Genomic DNA, 18,013 nt, shown 5'->3' on the forward strand with positions numbered 1-18,013 from the left:
TTGTTGGTCCTAAGACCGGCTCAATGAATACTGACTTCAAAACTGCTCTTACTCGAAAGTAAAAAAGTAATTTTAAAGCTATTGTTGTTCCAACAGAACAACAATGAATTAACTGTGCCAAAATCAAGTAAACTTGATTCTGATTGGTCACTCAGTTCATTGATAAATCTTTTTTGATTATCATCAACGAGTGCCCACACAGATTGATAGGTTTATATTGTTAAAGAGCGTTCCTGCCGAACAGGACCGTTAAGTCCGTGTTGCTAGGGGTGCGAATAATACGCTTTAGTCTTTAAGAGTCAAGAGTTATTTTTAACTATCTTTCTCTTTCAACTAGTAACTCGTTTGTGAGGCTTGCCTCACTCCGTGTCAGTGAGGCGGCATTATAGGGAGGTTTTACAATGTGACAAGTTCTTTTTTAAAATCACCTTTCATTCGCTTAAAAAGCCACCAATGTCGCGTTTTATTGAATAAAACTTCAACATTTGAAGGTTATCACAGCAATAGGTTGGAAAAACACCAAGCATAAACGTAAGATTGATGTGTCTATTTTGTTAATCCTAGACATCCTTCTTCTTTTACTTGATATGTAGTATTCCAATATGAACTCTAATAAATCGATTTTACTGGTTGCATCTCTTGCAATAATAGGCGCAATCCTTTTTTCTCTGGTCGCGCTTTCTCCCGCAATTACTTTTGTTATTGGTGTTGTCTCTTCCGCTCTTGTTTTTAAATTTTTTGGCAGCAAAACGCTAACCGATGATGAGGAGTCAAAACTCTCAACGAAAACACTGTATGTCGGTAACTTGCCATACAAAGCGAATGAAGCTCATGTTCGTGAACTTTTTGCCAAATATGGAGAGGTCTTTGCCGTACGTTTGATGAAAGATAAGCGAACGGGCAAAAGGCGTGGATTTGGCTTTGTTGTGATGGCTTCTGCAAATGTAGATGGTGCTATTTCAGCTTTGAATGAGAAAGACTATATGCAGCGTACATTAAAAGTACGTGTGGCGAATGATCCTAAACATCCTGATGACGATATGTTTGAACAGGAGTAAAACCTAAGTGAGCTAATCGGCTATTGAGCGCGCTTTCTTCCCAAGGAGGTGCGCTTGATAATATCTTGTGTTGTTTGATTTTGCATTGTGGCTCGCTTTTCACACCCAATAGCTCTTGCACACGACGAGCAATAGCTTCTCCGGAATCAACTAGCACGACACTCTTCCCTAATACGGCTTGGATCTCTTCTTTTATTAATGGGAAGTGTGTACAGCCAAGGACCGCCACATCAATACGGTTCACCAAAGGGCTAAGAATCTCTTTTAATTCTGCAAGATCGACAGCTTTGCCCCTCAATTTTTCTTCTGCCATATCCACTAAGCGCGTTGACCCTAGCAATTCAACATTCTTGTCAGATGAGAAATCTCGAATCAAATCGTGAGTGTATTGACGAGTGATAGTCGCTGGGGTAGCAATGAGTCCCACGGCTTTATTTGCCAGTGACGAGGCCGGTTTAATCGCAGGGACAACCCCCACAACTGGTACAGCAAGACAAGAACGCAGCTTGGGTAAGACGATGGTGCTTGCGGTATTACAAGCAATAACAACCAAATCAATGCGCTCTTTCACAACGACATCGCTTACCAACCTAACCACACGCTTAATTAACACCTCTTGATTGAGCTCTCCATAAGGATAAGCTTCATTGTCAAACAGGTAGATGTAGTTTAATTGTGGTAGTTTGGCTTGGACCTCTTGATAAACCGATAACCCACCAACACCAGAGTCAAAGATAAGCACATTAAGCTGAGACGGTTGCGACACTCTGAGCACCTTATAATGAAAACGTTCCGATCATACTCGCTCTTTATCAATTGGCAATGCTCTTGCTCGGTATCTTTGGTGACAAAAACGTTCCCCCAGTTGGAGATGCGTCAACTCTAACTCCAGTGTTCCACCCAAAAAACAGGGCGCATCGGTGACCAGTGTATGAAACTCACCATTTTCGCCACACGGGTCAACCTTTGCTGGTAAAGAATCAATAAACGCTCGTCCATAAGGTTGTCCACAATAGTCTGGCGTGAGGCTGTGACCATCTGTCGTCATCACCATGGTTTGGATGCCGCGATTTATGATCTCTCGCGCAAGAGCGCTACTATCTTCGCCTAACAAGGGCAACACACACTCCCAGCCAGCCGGTTCAATATAGCTTTTGCGATACTGCGCAATACCGTTACAGAACATATCGCCAAAAGCAACGGCGTCTATCTCTAATCCACTTTGTTTTAATGCGCTGATGATGGTCGATTGATAAAGCTCGTTACTTGGAAATACGGCAGGCAGCTCTATTTTGACAACGGGTAATTTTAAAAGTCGTGCTTGTAGCTCAATTACATACAAGGGGGTGGCTTGAAAGGGCACTTCATCTTCGACATAAGTGGTAAAAATGCCCACCACACAATAACGGCTATCTTCCAATAAGCGCTCTAAAGTGAGGGTTGAATCTTTTCCGCTAGACCAACTGACGATAACGTTCTTTTTCATCATCACACTCGCAAAGTAAAAACCGCCCACAGGCGGTTTCAAAAATCAGAATTGGTAAGTAGCATTTACGTAATATGTACGCTCTGGAGATGGGTATCCACCAGCTGTCTCGTACTCTTCATCAGTAAGGTTCTCGACTCGACCGTTTAAAGTAAGATTTTCATTTACGTAGTAGTTAACTGAAACATCAAACAAACTGTATGCAGCCAACTCTTCAGAGAAGTCTGGTCGCTCACCGACGTATTGGTACCCCAATGACAAATCAACATCATCGAAACTAGCTGCCGCGTTATACTTATAAATCTTCTTAGCACGGCGGACTAACTGTTCACCAGATTGGTCTTTCGGATCTTGGAAGTTAGCGCTCACTTGGTGGTTAATAAAGCCTGTATCAAAACCGACAACCATTTCCACACCACGTAATTGGCTTTCACCATCAGTGTTGTAATACTTACTCGTCGCGTAATTATAATCAATTAAGTCTTCAACGTTTGTATCGTATCCAGTAATTGACCAATCAACCTCTTGGATTAAACCACTAAAAGTTAATTCAAATGAATCCGCTTTCTCGGCTTCTAGCTTGTCATTACCGTAGTAACTATATAGTTGATACAAGTTCGGAGCTTTAAACGATGTACCATAGGCAGCCTTAACCACAAGCCATTCTGCGTAACGATAACCTAACCCTGTGTTATACGTTGTTTCAGTACCAAACTGTTCATTGTCATCAGCACGAATGCTCAACTCACCAAACACCTTATCCGCATCTGCGTTTAATGCCGTGAAGTATGCAACATTGGTTCGATCATATTCAGTATTCGATGGCTTAACGATGTAGGCCTCATCTCGCCAATCAACACCACCACTTAACGTCAGTGCTGAAGTAACTTTGTATGAGTTTACCCATTGAACATTAAGTTGCTCAAGCTCATCAGACGTAGCCGAAGAAGAGTTCTTACCTAGAGACTTTTCGTAATTCCAGTTGTCTTGGTTTTGATAATTAACTAGGAATTCAGACTTTAGCTCACTGCCATTAAATTTAACGCCAGCAGCAACAGTAGAGTTTTGTACTTCAGCTTCTTTGTAAGAGTGGACAGGGTTGCCGGTATTATAATCAACATACGAACCATCATATTGAGAGATAGTCTCGAACATTCGGAAATTCGCAAAGCCACTCCACTGTTGGTCGAAGTTATGTACGTACCCGAGCAAAGCATTACGTGATTCAAACCCATGACGGTCACCATCGTTTACTCCGGGCATTGGGTGAACGTTATAGCCCTCATCAGAATCGTAACCAACCGATACGTTTAAATGACCGTTCTCGCCAACTTTAGTACCACTAACAAAACTTAATTCTTCATAATCACGGCTGCCTAATCCTGCACTCACTACAGTTTCTTCATTGTCAGAACTGACAACTGTAATGATATTAATCACACCACCAATAGCCTCTGAACCATACATAGCAGCACGAGCACCTCGTACATACTCTACTCGGTCAACAAATGCGATTGGCAGCTGGCTGAAATCGACACCACCTTTTGCAGCGCGAGCAAAACGAATGCCGTCAACTAAGACAAGAACCTGATCAGAGTTAGCACCTCGAACAAAGATCGAAGCTTGCTGGCCTCTACCACCATTCTGTGTAACTTGAATACCCGTTAATCGTTTGAATACATCAGTTAGTGACTTAGCTTGAATACGAGCTATATCTTGACGTGTCACAACCTCCACTTGAGCAATAACACTTTCGGTACTTTGCTCAAAACGGTTAGCCGTAACCACCATGGTTTCGTCAGCAGATGCTTCTTGGGCGTGTAAATTGGAGATAAGTGAAAGCAGCGATGCTACAGCCGCCGCTAAAAGGGATTTATTCATATTGTGATCCTAATTCGCGTAAGTCCTACCAAATCAACCAAAAGGTGGAATAGATTTGGCTGCTGGCAGGTATTCGGACTTGAGAGCTCTTGACCTACTAACCCGACTTCCCACAGCATTTTCCTGCAGTGTCATATTGGGTGTTCGTTCTCTCTTACCGCTGCGCGTCATACTTTTACAGTTGGGAAAGAATACGTTTAAAAAATAGACTAGATAGGGATAAAGCCTTTAAGAATGGAAGTTAGTGCGTCTAAAACTGAAAATATCTGCCCAATCCGTATCACTGTCTAAATTTTTCACATTCTCTTATGGTCTGTCTAACTTTTTATTCAATTAGACCATTGAGAATCATGAGATTCGCGTTCTTACTTTCCCTGCAACATAGACGGACAGAAAACCTAAACCTGCCAAAAAAATTAATTTTAATCAAAACCAATTTGATTGCCAGTTTAATTTATTGAAATTTAATAAAGTTGTTTATGAAATTTACTAATAGTGACTAGCCTAAAGTTCATTCTTTTGGAGATAAAAAGACTAACATTTAAGTTATATGTGCTGACTTTTCATGATCTGGATCGTATTAGCTCAGCAATTTCAGCAGCAATTTCATTTACAGTATGAGTTGCTGTACTCCTAGCCACTTTATCAGCCAAAGATGGGCTAAAATCAATAACTTGTTGTTTTGTAATATTATGCCAAATTGGTAGTAACACCTGTTCACCAGAGACTGTTCGAGTAACAATTCCATCTAGTTCATAATTGGTCCAGCCTTTCGCAATGAATGACGGAGATAAAACCACCAAACCGACTCTACTGTTTGCTAACCCTTTATCTATTTTCTGCCTTAAACTGTCACCAATTCTCAGTGTCATTTCATCGAACCAAACATTTAATCCCTCATTTATTAACGCATTAGCAAGAGGCCTTACGAATTCATCTTTATCTTCTGATGCATGTGAAATGAAGACATCATGTGTTTCTCTACTTGTATCTGTAGGAGGTGGGATGTTATCTCGAACCAAACTAGGAACCTCTGAAAGAGGTCGCTCTTGGAGGTCCGGCAAAGCACCAGGAACAACTCGAACTGAAGCATTTGTACTGCCTCTTAAGCCTTGCATATCAATAGCAACGTACCAGTGCCCAGAGTTAGGTACAGCAATTTGAACCGGAGATCTTTTTGCTAAACCGCCATAGTATTTATGCTTACGCCCATTTTTATAATTATTAAAATTCGAACTATCCATAAGGCGCACATTGGCACCGCTAGTCAAAGTGACTTCAACTAATTCACCTCTTTTGAGATTGCCAAGATCATATTTTAAAAAATTCAATGTTGATTCCCTCCAAGTATAAATTTGAAATAAGATGAAGCTTTAATTTCCACAGTTACTAAAGATTACTAGCCTTTACAAGCTTCAGCATTTCCGCATTTAAAAGCTCAAATTTGTAGAATCTCGATGTTTTAGTCTCTGATTTTTCTTCATCTGTTCTGTTATCGATGAACCATTCTTTTTCCATAATCCAAAGAAATGCACAACGTACAGATGTGGTTAGCTCGTCTTTGCCTTCAGGGATACCAAAATCAGTTCTGATTCGTCTTTTCTGATCTTCGTCTCTATCCGGATGGATTCTCAATTGAAGAGGAAGAACTAAGTTCCATTCCTTGTCAGATTCCAGAGTTTCATGAGGCAATGCCTTGTATTCTTTCTCTTCAAAGTGCTCAACTACATCTAATGCTCTAGAAAAATGAAAGTTCTTAAAGAAGACTTTGCTTTTGTCGTCCCGATGATAGCCTCTAAACATCCAGTTCACGCCATCGTGCATCATCGCAAGTGGAATGATCGTTCGTCTGTCATGATTGCCACTATTTTCAGAACGATATTTACAACTAATGGCGTATTTACCATTAATTGCTCTAGTAATTCTTGCAATAAACTTGGTTGAGAGCCGATTTGGTACCCGACCTATTTTCTCAAACGGGATAGTCGTTTTAGTCGGCTGAGATAGTTTGTTCTTATTGAAGCCATGAGCAAGCATCCCCAATGCAGTTTCTGCATCAAAATCTATAAGAGGTTCATAGGTATCCCTAACAATAGCGTTAGCCCTAACACTTCTGTTGTACTCAATATTCTTTTCACAAACACTACTGTAATCCGCTAGAACTTTTGAAGCGGCAGCATCAGATAAGTTAAACATTTCGCCGATGTCAGAACGTTTAACAATACCAGTAAAACGCAGCATAAAGTCAATATATGCTAGACGATCTGCGTTATTTGTATGTTTTTCTTTAAGTTCTTTGTAGGTAAGCATCGTCGGTGTGTCTCTATATATATGTTATATAAATATTACTCTAGCATTGATGTTGAGTCTACTTTTTAAGGTTGATTTTATATTTATGTGTAATTTTTATATTAATCGATGTTTATTTCACTTATAAAAATTAAACGTCACCATTGACGTGGTTATTTTTTGATCGTACCATCGATCAAAGTTGGAGAATGGGTCTTCAACGGATCACAAAGATAGGAGGTTGCTTATGGCAACTAACGGAAAAGTCGGTGATAACCACCGCAATGGGGCTGTTCGCGAACGTTCACAAACTCAAACTGGTTCCGGCCATTGGGTTAAACGTGATGCAAACACTGGACGATTCATGGACGTCAAAAGTGACGGAAAACCATTTAAAGGAGTTAGAAAGGAGAAATAAAAAAAGCACTTATCAGTTTGACTGAAAAGTGCTTTTCTTGTGAGGTGATTTATTCTTTCTGCGCCAACAGAATGAATAAGGCACAACACTCTAGTGTTTGTCCATTGAAGAACAGACTATCAACCTTTGAGAACGATGATAGTACCTTTCTTTAATGTTCACCTCAATATTACGAGCCGTTTCTTTAACAAAAATTTGAAGGAGCGACATGTTTTCCCCGGATTCGGCCCTGTTACTAACGCTATATCCGTGGGTAATAAACCTTATTGAGGTAACTACGAATGTGTAGAAAAGATTTACTAAACGACATTTCTATTACTTTTCAGGAACTTGGTTTTTCAGAAAGTACGTCTAATCAACCAATGACATACCAGCGTAATGTCAAATATCCGAGCATTTTCCCGGATAAAAGTGACTATGCGCACTTTGTTGTACATACACCAATGCGTACAATTCAGGTTGTCGCCAAATTTCAAGAATCCAGTGGGACTGCGATTGAGAAACTTGGTTATACCGTAATGGACGCAGCGAGATCTTCTTATGATGACTACTTAGTGGTCTGTGGCGGAAGTGAGTTGTTGAAACATGATCGAGCGATTGAGTTTTTAAATTCGTACCGTTCTTCAGCACCGAAACTAACAGCCGTCACTGTAGAAGAATTAGCTTCTTTTATAGGACCAGATTTAGGCAGTCACGCTGCTTAAGTCAGAACGACAACATGATGTGTGCCACTTTAGGCACACGTCCATGGTGATAAAAACGAAGGTATCAATGTCATTGGCTAATCCATCTCAAGAAATAGCAATACACCATCATAAAGGGCCTCTTCTTATCATTGCTGGTCCTGGCTCAGGTAAAACCTATACTCTGGTTGAACGAATTATGAACCTCATTCGAGTTCATGGAGCGAAACCAGAGCAGTTATTGGTTGTAACATTCACTGAAAAAGCAGCTCAGGAACTAAAAACACGAATAGCTAACCGCCTATTGGAGCTTGGCTCTGATTTTAACGTGGATGAAATGTACCTTACAGATGGTTCACACATTAAGCGGTGAACAGCGCTTCATACGACCTCACGTCGCACGCCCCATTGTTAGTTAGAGTTTAACCCATTCATCAAAAGCTTATACCCGTGATCATTGAAGATGCTTGATTTTCAATAGAATCAGGATCATGCTACAAACCATGAAAATCACACTGACTCCTCAACAGAAACTGCAACTCGAACAGATGCACGACATTGAGCGTGATAGTCGAGTTTGCGACCGTATTAAGGCTGTTTTGCTGGCTTCTGAAGGCTGGAGTCAGACTATGATTTCACAAGCTCTTCGTATTCATGAATCGACCGTTGCACGTCACCTCAGTGACTACGTACTTTCTGAAAAACTTAAGCCTGAGAATGGAGGAAGCCAAAGCAAGCTTTCTGCTATTCAAACCATGCACCTAATCGAGCATTTGACTGAGAAAACCTATTCTCATACTCATCAAATTGTCGCCTATGTTAAAGAGACGTTTGGGCTTGATTATACTGTTTCTGGTATGAACAAATGGCTTCACCATAATGGTTTTAGCTACAAGCAACCGAAAGGCATACCACACAAGTTTGATGAAGCAAAACAGCAAGCATTCATAGAGGCGTATGAAGCGCTAAAGGCAAGCTGTGGCGAGGATGAATCGATAGTCTTTATCGATGCAGTTCACCCAACACTATCAACAAAGATATCGCATGGCTGGATACGTACTGGTCAGGATAAAGTGATTGAAACAACGGGTAATCGTAGCCGATTGAACATTATTGGCGCACTGAACCTGTCGGATATTGGTGCAACCATTGTTCACGACTATGAGAGCATTAACAGTGAATCGATTGTTCGTTTTTTCTGTATGCGCCCCATGATCCCACGGGGCGTTTTAATTTGAATGTGAGAAGTTCCAGGGAAGCAGTGAGTTGATATCAGGCTCAGACTTTGCCAGCTCTTTCATACATTTGACCATGTAATCGTAGAGTATCAGTCCGTTCGCTTTCGCCGTCTCGATGATGCTATACAGCAAAGCACTCGCATCAGCACCAAGCGGATTCGTCGAGAATAACCAATTTTTTCTGCCAATGACCAGCGATTTGATTGCGCGTTCCGCTCGGTTGTTGTCGATAGATAAATGCCCATCTTCAACATAGCGTATCAGCTTAGGCCACTGACCCAAGGTGTACTTGATGGCTTTACCAAGAGGACTCGATTCGATGACTTTCTGCGTGGTTAACCAGTCATAGATGTCATCCAACATCGGTTTAGCCTGCGCTTGTCTTTCTGCCCAACGCTCTTCGACCGAAGCCAGTTTTAATCGAGATTCAAGTGCGTACAACTTTTGGATTTTGGCTAACGCCACATCCGCTTTACCTGTTTTACCTTTGCCCTGAAGCTTCTTCGCTTCCATGAACTTACGACGTGCATGAGCGAAGCAACCGACATTGGTGACGTTGGTTAATCCATCATAAGCCGCGTAACCATCACTTTGCAGATAGCCTGAGTAATCACCCAAGAAGTTCACGGGGCACACTCTCGCGCGACTGTTTTGATAGTCGAACAAGACGATATTTTTCATGTCAGGGAGTTTAGCTTCAGGGGAGTCGGCTCCCGAGCAGTACAACCACATATAACATTGCTTGTCTTCCTTGAGCACATTGAGCGGCGTTTCATCGGCCTGAACCACCACTTGTTCGAGTAAGTGAGTCTTCAGTGCCTGATAAAGCGGTTTGAACTTTTCACTAACCTGGATTACCCACCTGGCCATGGTCGTTCTCGATAACTCGATACCTGATTGGGTGAACAAGGTTTCCTGACGATACAGCGGAAGCGCATACTGATATTTGCCTAAAATAATGTTGGCAAGCAGACTTTCGGTAGCGAAGCTTTTGGGGATGATACTTATCGGTGCGGGTTGTTGGTGAATGTGGCTTTTTTCAGCCTCTTGTTCACACTGACGACAGGCGTATTTCGGGCGAACATATTCCAACACTTTTAGGACGGCGGGCGTGAACTCAAGCTTTTCACTGCGGTCTTCGCCGATTTTATGCAAAATGTGTTGGCAGCATGAGCACTGTTTGTCGTGCTCATCTAGGTCAAGCTCGATAATTTCACGTGGCAAGTCTTTAGGAAGCGGTTGACGTTTACCACGACGTTTGATTGTCGTCGTGGTGATAACCTCATCTTCCGATTTCGCCGCTTCACATTCCGCCTCATTAAAGAGGTCACCCTGTGCTTCGTTATACGGCTTTAACGCTTCCGAGCGTTTGGCGAATTGACGGTCAAGGGCCAGTTTAAACTGCTCAATTAAGGATTGGCGCTCTTGTTGCCACTCTTTTTTCTCCGACATCAACGCTTTCACCATAGCTTGAAGCTCGGCGATGTCTTGGCTTTCTGGGTTAATATCGGGCGTCTTTTTCATGGCATTGATTATATTAAAAACACCACGTCAAGGCTTGGTATAACTCACTTTTATCGGGTTCAACTCATTGTAAAGTTGTCTATTTTTATCGGTTTATGGCCGATTATCGTGAAGCCAGATAACAGTCTGTCTAGGTCAAATTGAGTCAGGGTGTATACCTGCTTTTTCTCTTGAGTGGGCCATTTGAATTTGGCTTTTTCCAACCGTTTATACCACAGAGCGAAGCCCGTTTTATCCCAGTACAAGACTTTGACTTTATCGCGTTGTTTATTGGTAAACAGGAACAGCGCACCGCTTCCGAGCGGTAAATCGGTTTCAGATTCAATAATCGCCGCCAGACCATTAATGGACTTTCTAAAATCCACGAACTCCCGATACAGGTAAACATTAGGGGCACTCAGCATTCTCTTCATGACAGTGCTCCGATTAACTCTGCCAGATACGAGGCAGGTGTTCCCTGGGGGATGCTGAGTTCAACGTCATTAATCAATAGTGTCATGTTGGCAATCGGTGTTTGAGTCATCTGGTAGCGTGTCGTTTTTTCAACGACTTCAGCTTTAACGAATCCACTGCTCTTAGGTTGCTCTATGAACTTTAGTTGCTGTCGCTTGGCATGGAAGGTTGAAAGGCTCAGCCCATTTTGTTCACAGAACACGCGTTGAGACAGATGACTGGATTCGTATTGATCGAATAGGGTATGCCATTCTTGATGAGAGAGTCTTTTTGCCATTTCAAATCTCCTTGAGGTTGGAGATTTGATCTTATGGCGTGCCGAGATTGATTAGAATGTGGGGTTTATGACGCGCTTACCCCTGAACAGGTGCACGAAGTAGAAGTACGGATTGATATCGTTAGCACGACAAGTCATGACCAGGCTATAGAGGTTTGCACTGGCCTTTGCTCCGCCAACTGAAGTTGAGAACATCCAATTTTTGCGCCCAGTCGTAAACGGACGCACATCTCTTTCAGTCACGTTATTATCGATGCTGATATTTCCGTCTGCCAGATAGGTAAGGAGTTTTGGCCACTGGTTTATCGTATAGTTGATAGCAACCCCGAGCTTTCCCTTCGGTAATTGTGTTTCTTTGATTCCGACCAGCCATTTGTGGAACTCATCAAGAACGGGGCTGGATTTTTGTTGCCTAATCTGCTGTCGTATTTCTGGACTTAGCCCTCTGACTTCCCGTTCAATGCCGTAGAGTTTTCCAATATAGTTCAACGCTTTCTCTACACGGCCCACTTTCTTTGTTGGTTGGGCTTTTTGAGCATCGGTGAACTTACGTCTCACATGTGCCATGCAACCCGCTTGTGTTACTGTTTTCAGTGTGTCATAGGCAGGATATCCATCTGACAGTAGATACCCTGAGTAGTCACCCAAGAAGGTTTTTACACAATTTGCACTTCGACTCGGTTGGTAATCGTAGATGACTACGGGAGTCGTATGGAACTCGCCACTTCGGTAGACCCACATGTAGGATTGACTCTGAGCTGTCTTGCCTGGCTCCGATAGCACCTGTACCGTGGTTTCATCTGCGCAGATAAGGCTTTCTGATAACAGATGGGCTTTCATCTGGTCGATAATGACTTCAACTTTACTCCCTAACTGAACGCACCAGTTTGCCAAAGTACCTCGGCTGATATCAATATCACCGCGTTTGAGGATATCAACCTGTCTGTATAGCGGTAATGCATCCACATATTTTGCTGTAACGATGGCGGCGAAGGTTTCTGGGCTGCCGATACTTTTGGGGATCATGCTAGCGGGTTTTGGAGCTGTCACTATCTTACTACTGATTTCGGTATGCTCGCACTGGCGGCAAGCATATTTGGTTCGTTCATGACGGAGCACACTGATTTTCTGAGGGATGATCTTCAGCTCTTCCGAAGTCTCCACGCCACACTTATGCAGTTCATGACCGCAACATTCGCAGTGTGGCGCATTCAGCGTATGCACCTGAACTTCGCGCTCTAACTCTTTGGGTAAAGGCTTACGTCCTTTTTTATGATGGGCTGGCTCTGGCTTGTTCAGCGCATTTTGCTGCTCTGCTTCGTTAAAGGTACCTTTAGCCACCTTTTCACTTTGGGAAGAGAACCGTTTGGATTTACTGAGATTGAGTTGCTCAAGTAGAAGTTCCACCCGTGTTTTAAGCTCAGCCATTTCTTCTTGCTGAGCCTGTAGCAGTTTATCCTTAGCCAGGTTGGCTTCCTGAAGCGCTAACAGTATCGCTTTCAGTTGTTCTACATCATCAGGAAGGTCATTCATTTGTCAGGCTCTTGGTCAAGATTATGCTGTTAGTCTGACAGAGGAAAAGGATCGTTCAAGCCCTTTATATCGATCATGGTTTTAGCTCACACTTCAAGACCATATAAGGGCTGGTGAGCCTTAGGATGCTCCAGATTAAGCCCTGATAATAGCCACTGAAGTTGCTGTCTGGAAATAGCTACGTGACCCAATTTATTTGGTTTCGGCCATTTAAAGCGGCCTTTCTCCAGTCGGCGGTAATAAAGCCAGAAGCCATTGGTATCCCAAAAGAGAATTTTGATTTTATCTCGTCCACGGTTGCAGAAGATAAACCAGGCTTCACTGAAGTATCCGCCCCATGATCCCACGGGGCGATATTGTTAGTGTTGGAAGTTCCAAGGCAGGAGTGCATCGATATCAGGCTCAGATTTCGCTAGCTCTTTCATGCACTTAACCATGTAGTCGTAAAGGATAAGGCCGTTGGCTTTCGCTGTCTCGACGATACTGTAAAGCATCGCGCTCGCTTCAGCTCCATTGGGATTGGTCGAGAAGAGCCAGTTCTTTCTGCCTATAACCAGCGGTTTTATTGCGCGTTCAGCACGATTATTGTCTATCGATAAGTGACCGTCATCGATATAGCGGCTCAGCTTCGGCCACTGACCGAGCGTGTATTTTATCGCTTTACCCAGCGGGCTAGACTCAAGCACTTTCTGAGTTGTCATCCATTCATAAAGCTCATCCAGTATCGGCTTAGCATGCTCTTGGCGCTCTGCTTTCCGTTTTTCGGCACAGGCACCTTTTAAGCGTGATTCTATTCCATAGAGTTTCTGGATTTTAGCCAATGCACTATCCGCTTTGCCTGACTTGCCTTTGCCTTGCAGCTTTTTCGCCTCCATGAACTTGCGCCGAGCATGCGCCAAGCAACCGACATTGGTGACGAGATGAAGCCCATCATAAACACCATAGCCATCGGTTTGTAGATAACCACTGTAATCCCCCAAGAAGGCAACAGGGCACGCCCTAGCTCGACTGTTTTGATAGTCGTACAAGACGATATTTCTCACATTAGGGAGGGCGGCTTCAGGCGAGTCTGCGCCCGAGCAGTAAAGCCACATATAACACTGTTTATCTTCTTTGAGGACATTGAGCGGCGTTTCATCCGCCTGAATCACCACTTGCTCAAGTAGGTGCGTTTTTAAGGCCGCGTAAAGTGGAGCGAACTTCTCACTGACTTGGATAATCCACCTTGCCATGGTGGTTCGTGAGAGTTCGATACCCGACTGGGTAAACAGGGATTCTTGGCGGTAAAGTGGCATCGCGTATTGATATTTGCCGAGGATGATATTGGCCAACAAGCTTTCTGTGGCGAAGCTCTTCGGGATAATGCTTTGCGGCGCTGGCTTTTGAACGACGTGGTTTTTGTCTTCTGTTTGCTCGCATTGGCGGCAAGCATATTTAGGACGAACATATTCCAACACTTTTAGTACCGCTGGCGTGAACTCAAGTTTCTCGCTACGGTCTTCACCGATTTTATGCAGGTTATGTTGACAGCAAGTGCACTGCTTTTCATCGTCGTTTAAATCGAGTTCGATAACTTCACGAGGCAAGGTCTTTGGCAGTGGTTTGCGTTTACCACGTTTCTTCTTTGTGATGGTCGTTGTGACAACTTCAACCTCTTCTTCCTTAGCGGCCTCACACTCCGCTTCGTTGAAGAGATCACCTTGAGATTCATCGTAAGGCTTTAACGCCTCCGAGCGTTTAGCGAACTGACGGTCGAAGGCAAGTTTGAGCTGTTCAAGCAGCGATTGACGCTCTTGTTTCAATTGGGTTTCTGACGCCAACAGCGCTTTCACCATCGCTTGTAGCTCGGCAACATCTTGGCTTTCTGAGTTGATATTTGGCGTCTTTTTCATGGCATTGATTATACTAAAATCATGCCGTTAATGCTTGGTGGATATGGCTATATTATCGCTTAAGTCATTGTAAAATCGTTTATTCTAACGGGTTTATGGCCGATAATCGTGAAGCCAGAAAGCAGTCTGTCAAGCTCGAATTGAGTTAGGGTAAACACCTCATTTTGCTCTTTTGATGGCCACTTGTACTTGGCTTTTTCAAGGCGCTTGTACCAAAGAGCAAAGCCTGTTTTATCCCAGTACAGCACTTTGATTTTGTCGCGCTGTTTGTTGGTGAACAGGAACAGTGCGCCGCTGCCCAAGGGCAAGTCGGTGTCATTTTCGATAATCGCAGCGAGGCCGTTGATGGACTTTCTAAAATCGACGCTTTCGCGATAGAGATAGATTTCGGGAGCACTGAGCATACGTTTCATGACAGCGCACCGATAAGCTCTGCGAGATAGGTCGCTGGCGTGCCTTGTGGGATGCTCAGTTCAACATCATTGACGAGCAGCGTCATATTGGCAACGACAACGTGAGTGGCTTGATACTTTGTGGTCTTTTCAACGACTTCTGCTTTAACAAAGCCAACCGTGTTCGGTTTTTCGATGTGCTTTAACTGTTGGCGCTTAGCGTAAAAAGTGGAGAGGCTCAGTCCGTTACGTTCACAGAATAATCGTTGTGATAGTTGGCTGGATTCATAGTGTTCGAACAGGGTTCGCCATTCTTGGTTAGTGCGTCGTTTGGCCATTTCAAATCTCCTTTGGGTTGGAGGTTTGATCTTATTATTCGGGCTAGGTGATTAGAATGCGGGGTTTATGACGCGCTTACTCACTGAACGGATCCATGTCCAGTACATCAGCAACAATCAGTGACAGGCCATCAATGGACTTACGCATATCGGTAATACCAGAGACCAGATAAATACCCGAATTTGGTGTTAACACATCAGCGCCTGTAACCAGTTCTGGATTTGGTGTGCTGGCATTTCAGCGGGCAACTCAGCCGTTATTCCTGTTGGTAGTGAGAGCACTACCGATTGAATATTGCTTTTTATTTTCGGTTTATCTTCGATCACAACAGGATGGACAAGCTGACGTTGCCCCCCGCCGTAAAGTTTTTTACGCCAGTAATAAAAAGTATGTTCCGTCAATTGATTTGCTTTGCAGAACGTGACAATGGATAACTCACTTTGGCTCTGCTGTTCAATGATTTCAGCCCAGAACTGAGGTTTATTGGATGGGTGCATGGTGACTCCTTAGTTATGGAGTCACTATGCCGAGCATGCGGAAATATTAGTAGGTGGGGTTAAATCGACGCTTACATTTAAACCAACAAACTCACTCCAACTATTTAACCCATAGTATACAACTGCCTGTATAGGTAGCCTTTCATCTAAACCACAAATAGCTCTATATTCATCTTCTGTAATTTCAGCACTACCAAGCAACTTAATAGCACGAACTAGAGCAACCTCTCGAGAATAAAAATGTTTTCGACCTAAGTAAGACGGCCAATCAACTGGTTTATGGTATGTATAAAATGGATTGCTCGGTAACTTCGGATCGTTTTTGAAGTACTTCGCATATTGTGTTCTAGTTGGTTCAATAATCCCAAGTTCTTTGAAAATAACATCCGTTGCCACTTTTGCTTCTTCAAATGTTTGGTATTTATCAACAACTATTCCTCTACCAAGAAACTCAGAGTATGAGATAAAGTCGTCGTAGTATCGTCTAGGATTTGATGGGAGCCGAGGGTCGTTCCAATATTCTCTCACATAGTCATTTGAAGTAGGGTTAGTGATACCAAGCTCTTCAAACATACTAATTGCAGCAACGGATGCTTCTTTCACTGTGGGATACAGCTCAATAGGCTCAATACCAAAGAATTTTGCGAACGTAGTAAATTTACTATAATACTCCTCTGGCGCAGATGGTAACTTAGGGTCTTCTTTGTAGTGTTTTCTGTATAAAACTCTAGTTGGCTTTTCTATGCCAAGCTCTTCGAATAGTGCAATTATTGCAGTCGATGCTTCTTCTAGCGTTTTATATTTACCAATAGGCTCCTTTTTGCCAAGGTAATTTATCCATCTGAATTTCTTGAATACTTCTCGTGGGTCTGCGTGTAGCCTTGGATCTTTTTCGTAATGCTCTGTATACAGAGCCACCGTTGGCTCATTAATACCGAGTTTCTTAAAAAGCGCGGCTGCAGCAGCTTTGGCTTCTTTATAGGTTGGGTACTTCTCAACAGGTTTTCCTTTACCCAAATACTCATTCCATGTCTTGAAACTCTCATATCTACGAGGATCCGATGGGAGTCTAGGATCTTTTTTATAATTATCTTTATATAACTCATAGGTTGGAGTACTTATGCCAAGTTTCTTGAATAGGACAACATTGGCAGCTATTGCTTCTTCAATTGTTGAGTATTTCTGCACCATCTCCGCTTTGCCTGCATATGCTTGCCATGTGGTAAAGTCATCATAGCGGCGAGGATCTATCGGAAGCATAGGGTCTTTCTTATAATTTTTCTTGTATAGGTCAACAGTAGGAAAACGAATGCCTATACTTTTAAATAGCGCTATAGTGGCATCCGAAGCTTCTTTTAGTGTTTTATATCTCTGGCTCATAAAGCCCCCTTGAGTAGATTGAGTTTTTCTTTTGTTTCCATAAATGCTGAAATTTTGTTTTCTGCCTTATCCATTTCCGCGTTAATTTCTTCATGCGAGGGTAGAGCGTACTCTTCTTGAGAATGGATACTTCTATGGTGCATCACGGACTGAATGATATGGCTACTTAAGTTCATCTTTTTTAAGTCGTCCTTATATAAGTGACGTAAGCCGTGAGGTGTAGTCCCCTCACTTTTTGAACTTATTAGCCCAACTCTCTCTACAGCTCTTTTAAGGCCGTCTTCTATAGCTTTATAGGACAACGGGTTGCCGTCTTTGAGGTTTGAAAATGCAAAGGGATGAGATTGATTCTTAGGTGCTTGGTACTTCAAATATAACTGCCAATAAATCAAAAACATCTCAGCTGCTTGAGTATTATTAAAGTACGCAATCATGTAATTCTGATTTGGAATAAGCACAGGGTTTTTCCAGCCTGTATACAATGATTTGGGAGAGTTACGGTTGTTTCTTGGCAGCATGCCGTATTCTGTCATCAAATACTCAGCCCTTCGAGCATCGGGTCTGTTATATTTTTTGCGCCATTCATCAGGAGCGAAACCCTTATCAGGGTGATGAACTTTAACTAGTGGTATTTTCTTATCTTTGCTCATATCACTTTTAGCGGGATCTACGG

22 protein-coding genes, 1 pseudogene and 1 riboswitch are annotated in these 18,013 nt (G+C 42.8%); of the genes and pseudogenes, 5 read left to right on the forward strand and 18 right to left on the reverse strand.

The genetic code is table 11. The features are described from left to right. Positions 1-20: 20 nt before the first annotated feature. The gene (locus N5E84_RS21375; protein ID WP_013855455.1) at positions 21-200 is read right to left on the reverse strand and encodes a hypothetical protein; all 180 of its coding nucleotides are present in this window, start codon (positions 198-200) and stop codon (positions 21-23) included. A 402-nt stretch (positions 201-602) separates the two neighbouring features. Between N5E84_RS21375 and N5E84_RS12170 the strand changes: the two genes are divergently transcribed. Continuing rightward, positions 603-1,058: an RNA recognition motif domain-containing protein gene (locus N5E84_RS12170; protein WP_019282938.1), complete on the forward strand. Its 456-nt coding sequence runs from the start codon at positions 603-605 to the stop codon at positions 1,056-1,058. Here the strand turns inward: N5E84_RS12170 and murI are convergent. The 5 genes from murI to N5E84_RS12195 form a co-directional block, all read right to left on the reverse strand. After that, positions 1,021-1,824: a glutamate racemase gene (murI, locus tag N5E84_RS12175; RefSeq protein ID WP_026028593.1), complete on the reverse strand. Its 804-nt coding sequence runs from the start codon at positions 1,822-1,824 to the stop codon at positions 1,021-1,023. The genes N5E84_RS12170 and murI overlap by 38 nt on opposite strands. Positions 1,825-1,854: 30 nt before the next feature. Next, the gene (locus N5E84_RS12180; RefSeq protein WP_049785465.1) at positions 1,855-2,544 is read right to left on the reverse strand and encodes an ATPase; all 690 of its coding nucleotides are present in this window, start codon (positions 2,542-2,544) and stop codon (positions 1,855-1,857) included. A 45-nt stretch (positions 2,545-2,589) separates the two neighbouring features. After that, positions 2,590-4,425: a TonB-dependent vitamin B12 receptor gene (gene btuB / locus N5E84_RS12185; RefSeq protein WP_019282937.1), complete on the reverse strand. Its 1,836-nt coding sequence runs from the start codon at positions 4,423-4,425 to the stop codon at positions 2,590-2,592. Between the two features lie 46 nt (positions 4,426-4,471). After that, positions 4,472-4,783, reverse strand: a riboswitch (cobalamin riboswitch). A gap of 205 nt (positions 4,784-4,988) precedes the next feature. Further along, positions 4,989-5,756 carry a DUF1883 domain-containing protein gene (locus N5E84_RS12190; RefSeq protein ID WP_019282936.1) on the reverse strand — a complete coding sequence of 256 codons (768 nt, stop codon included), beginning with the start codon at positions 5,754-5,756 and terminating at the stop codon, positions 4,989-4,991. A 58-nt stretch (positions 5,757-5,814) separates the two neighbouring features. Then, positions 5,815-6,735, reverse strand: a complete 921-nt coding sequence (locus tag N5E84_RS12195; protein ID WP_019282935.1) for a WYL domain-containing protein — start codon at positions 6,733-6,735, stop codon at positions 5,815-5,817. A gap of 226 nt (positions 6,736-6,961) precedes the next feature. Between N5E84_RS12195 and N5E84_RS12200 the strand changes: the two genes are divergently transcribed. The 4 genes and pseudogenes from N5E84_RS12200 to N5E84_RS12215 all read left to right on the forward strand — a co-directional run. After that, positions 6,962-7,132 (forward strand): hypothetical protein, encoded by a 171-nt coding sequence (locus tag N5E84_RS12200; protein ID WP_164732779.1) that lies wholly within the window; start codon positions 6,962-6,964, stop codon positions 7,130-7,132. Positions 7,133-7,413: 281 nt separating this feature from the next. Next, positions 7,414-7,836: a PD-(D/E)XK nuclease superfamily protein gene (locus N5E84_RS12205; protein ID WP_019282933.1), complete on the forward strand. Its 423-nt coding sequence runs from the start codon at positions 7,414-7,416 to the stop codon at positions 7,834-7,836. A 67-nt stretch (positions 7,837-7,903) separates the two neighbouring features. Further along, entirely contained in the window at positions 7,904-8,188 is a 285-nt protein-coding gene (locus N5E84_RS12210) for a UvrD-helicase domain-containing protein (RefSeq protein ID WP_019282932.1), read from the forward strand. 118 nt (positions 8,189-8,306) lie between these two features. Further along, positions 8,307-9,014: pseudogene (locus N5E84_RS12215) on the forward strand (IS630-like element ISVa15 family transposase); the annotation flags it as partial. 30 nt (positions 9,015-9,044) lie between these two features. On the opposite strand, the gene N5E84_RS12220 reads toward N5E84_RS12215, so the two are convergent. The 12 genes from N5E84_RS12220 to N5E84_RS12275 all read right to left on the reverse strand — a co-directional run bounded on the left by N5E84_RS12220 (position 9,045) and on the right by N5E84_RS12275 (position 17,990). After that, positions 9,045-10,577, reverse strand: coding sequence for an IS66-like element ISVa9 family transposase (locus tag N5E84_RS12220; RefSeq protein ID WP_069212063.1), 1,533 nt, complete (start codon positions 10,575-10,577; stop codon positions 9,045-9,047). Between the two features lie 59 nt (positions 10,578-10,636). Next, complete coding sequence (tnpB, locus tag N5E84_RS12225; RefSeq protein WP_069212062.1) at positions 10,637-10,990, reverse strand: IS66 family insertion sequence element accessory protein TnpB; 354 nt, start codon at positions 10,988-10,990, stop codon at positions 10,637-10,639. After that, positions 10,987-11,307: an IS66 family insertion sequence element accessory protein TnpA gene (gene tnpA / locus N5E84_RS12230; protein WP_081245520.1), complete on the reverse strand. Its 321-nt coding sequence runs from the start codon at positions 11,305-11,307 to the stop codon at positions 10,987-10,989. The genes tnpB (N5E84_RS12225) and tnpA (N5E84_RS12230) overlap by 4 nt, the downstream gene beginning before the upstream one ends. 51 nt (positions 11,308-11,358) lie before the next feature. Then, positions 11,359-12,840, reverse strand: coding sequence for an IS66 family transposase (gene tnpC, locus N5E84_RS12235; protein WP_095661214.1), 1,482 nt, complete (start codon positions 12,838-12,840; stop codon positions 11,359-11,361). An 86-nt stretch (positions 12,841-12,926) separates the two neighbouring features. Beyond that, entirely contained in the window at positions 12,927-13,187 is a 261-nt protein-coding gene (tnpB, locus tag N5E84_RS21380) for an IS66 family insertion sequence element accessory protein TnpB (RefSeq protein ID WP_095661215.1), read from the reverse strand. Between the two features lie 12 nt (positions 13,188-13,199). Further along, the gene (locus tag N5E84_RS12245) at positions 13,200-14,732 is read right to left on the reverse strand and encodes an IS66-like element ISVa11 family transposase (protein WP_069211897.1); all 1,533 of its coding nucleotides are present in this window, start codon (positions 14,730-14,732) and stop codon (positions 13,200-13,202) included. A 59-nt stretch (positions 14,733-14,791) separates the two neighbouring features. Continuing rightward, on the reverse strand, positions 14,792-15,145 hold the full coding sequence (gene tnpB, locus N5E84_RS12250; protein ID WP_019283195.1) for an IS66 family insertion sequence element accessory protein TnpB: 354 nt from the start codon (positions 15,143-15,145) through the stop codon (positions 14,792-14,794). Next, positions 15,142-15,462: an IS66 family insertion sequence element accessory protein TnpA gene (tnpA, locus tag N5E84_RS12255; protein ID WP_019283194.1), complete on the reverse strand. Its 321-nt coding sequence runs from the start codon at positions 15,460-15,462 to the stop codon at positions 15,142-15,144. The genes tnpB (N5E84_RS12250) and tnpA (N5E84_RS12255) overlap by 4 nt, the downstream gene beginning before the upstream one ends. A 76-nt stretch (positions 15,463-15,538) precedes the next feature. Continuing rightward, positions 15,539-15,658: an IS66 family insertion sequence element accessory protein TnpB gene (tnpB, locus tag N5E84_RS12260; RefSeq protein WP_019282914.1), complete on the reverse strand. Its 120-nt coding sequence runs from the start codon at positions 15,656-15,658 to the stop codon at positions 15,539-15,541. Continuing rightward, a complete protein-coding gene (gene tnpA / locus N5E84_RS12265) occupies positions 15,652-15,960 on the reverse strand; it encodes an IS66 family insertion sequence element accessory protein TnpA (RefSeq protein WP_019282915.1) in 309 nt (102 codons plus the stop codon). The genes tnpB (N5E84_RS12260) and tnpA (N5E84_RS12265) overlap by 7 nt, the downstream gene beginning before the upstream one ends. Before the next feature lie 24 nt (positions 15,961-15,984). After that, positions 15,985-17,340, reverse strand: coding sequence for an integrase repeat-containing protein (locus N5E84_RS12270; RefSeq protein ID WP_095661216.1), 1,356 nt, complete (start codon positions 17,338-17,340; stop codon positions 15,985-15,987). Next, positions 17,337-17,990, reverse strand: a complete 654-nt coding sequence (locus N5E84_RS12275) for a site-specific integrase (protein WP_157731292.1) — start codon at positions 17,988-17,990, stop codon at positions 17,337-17,339. Before N5E84_RS12275 ends, N5E84_RS12270 begins: the two co-directional genes overlap by 4 nt. Between the last annotated feature and the right edge of the window lie 23 nt (positions 17,991-18,013).

Source organism: Vibrio sp. J502 (assembly GCF_025397955.1).
GTDB lineage: Bacteria > Pseudomonadota > Gammaproteobacteria > Enterobacterales > Vibrionaceae > Vibrio > Vibrio anguillarum.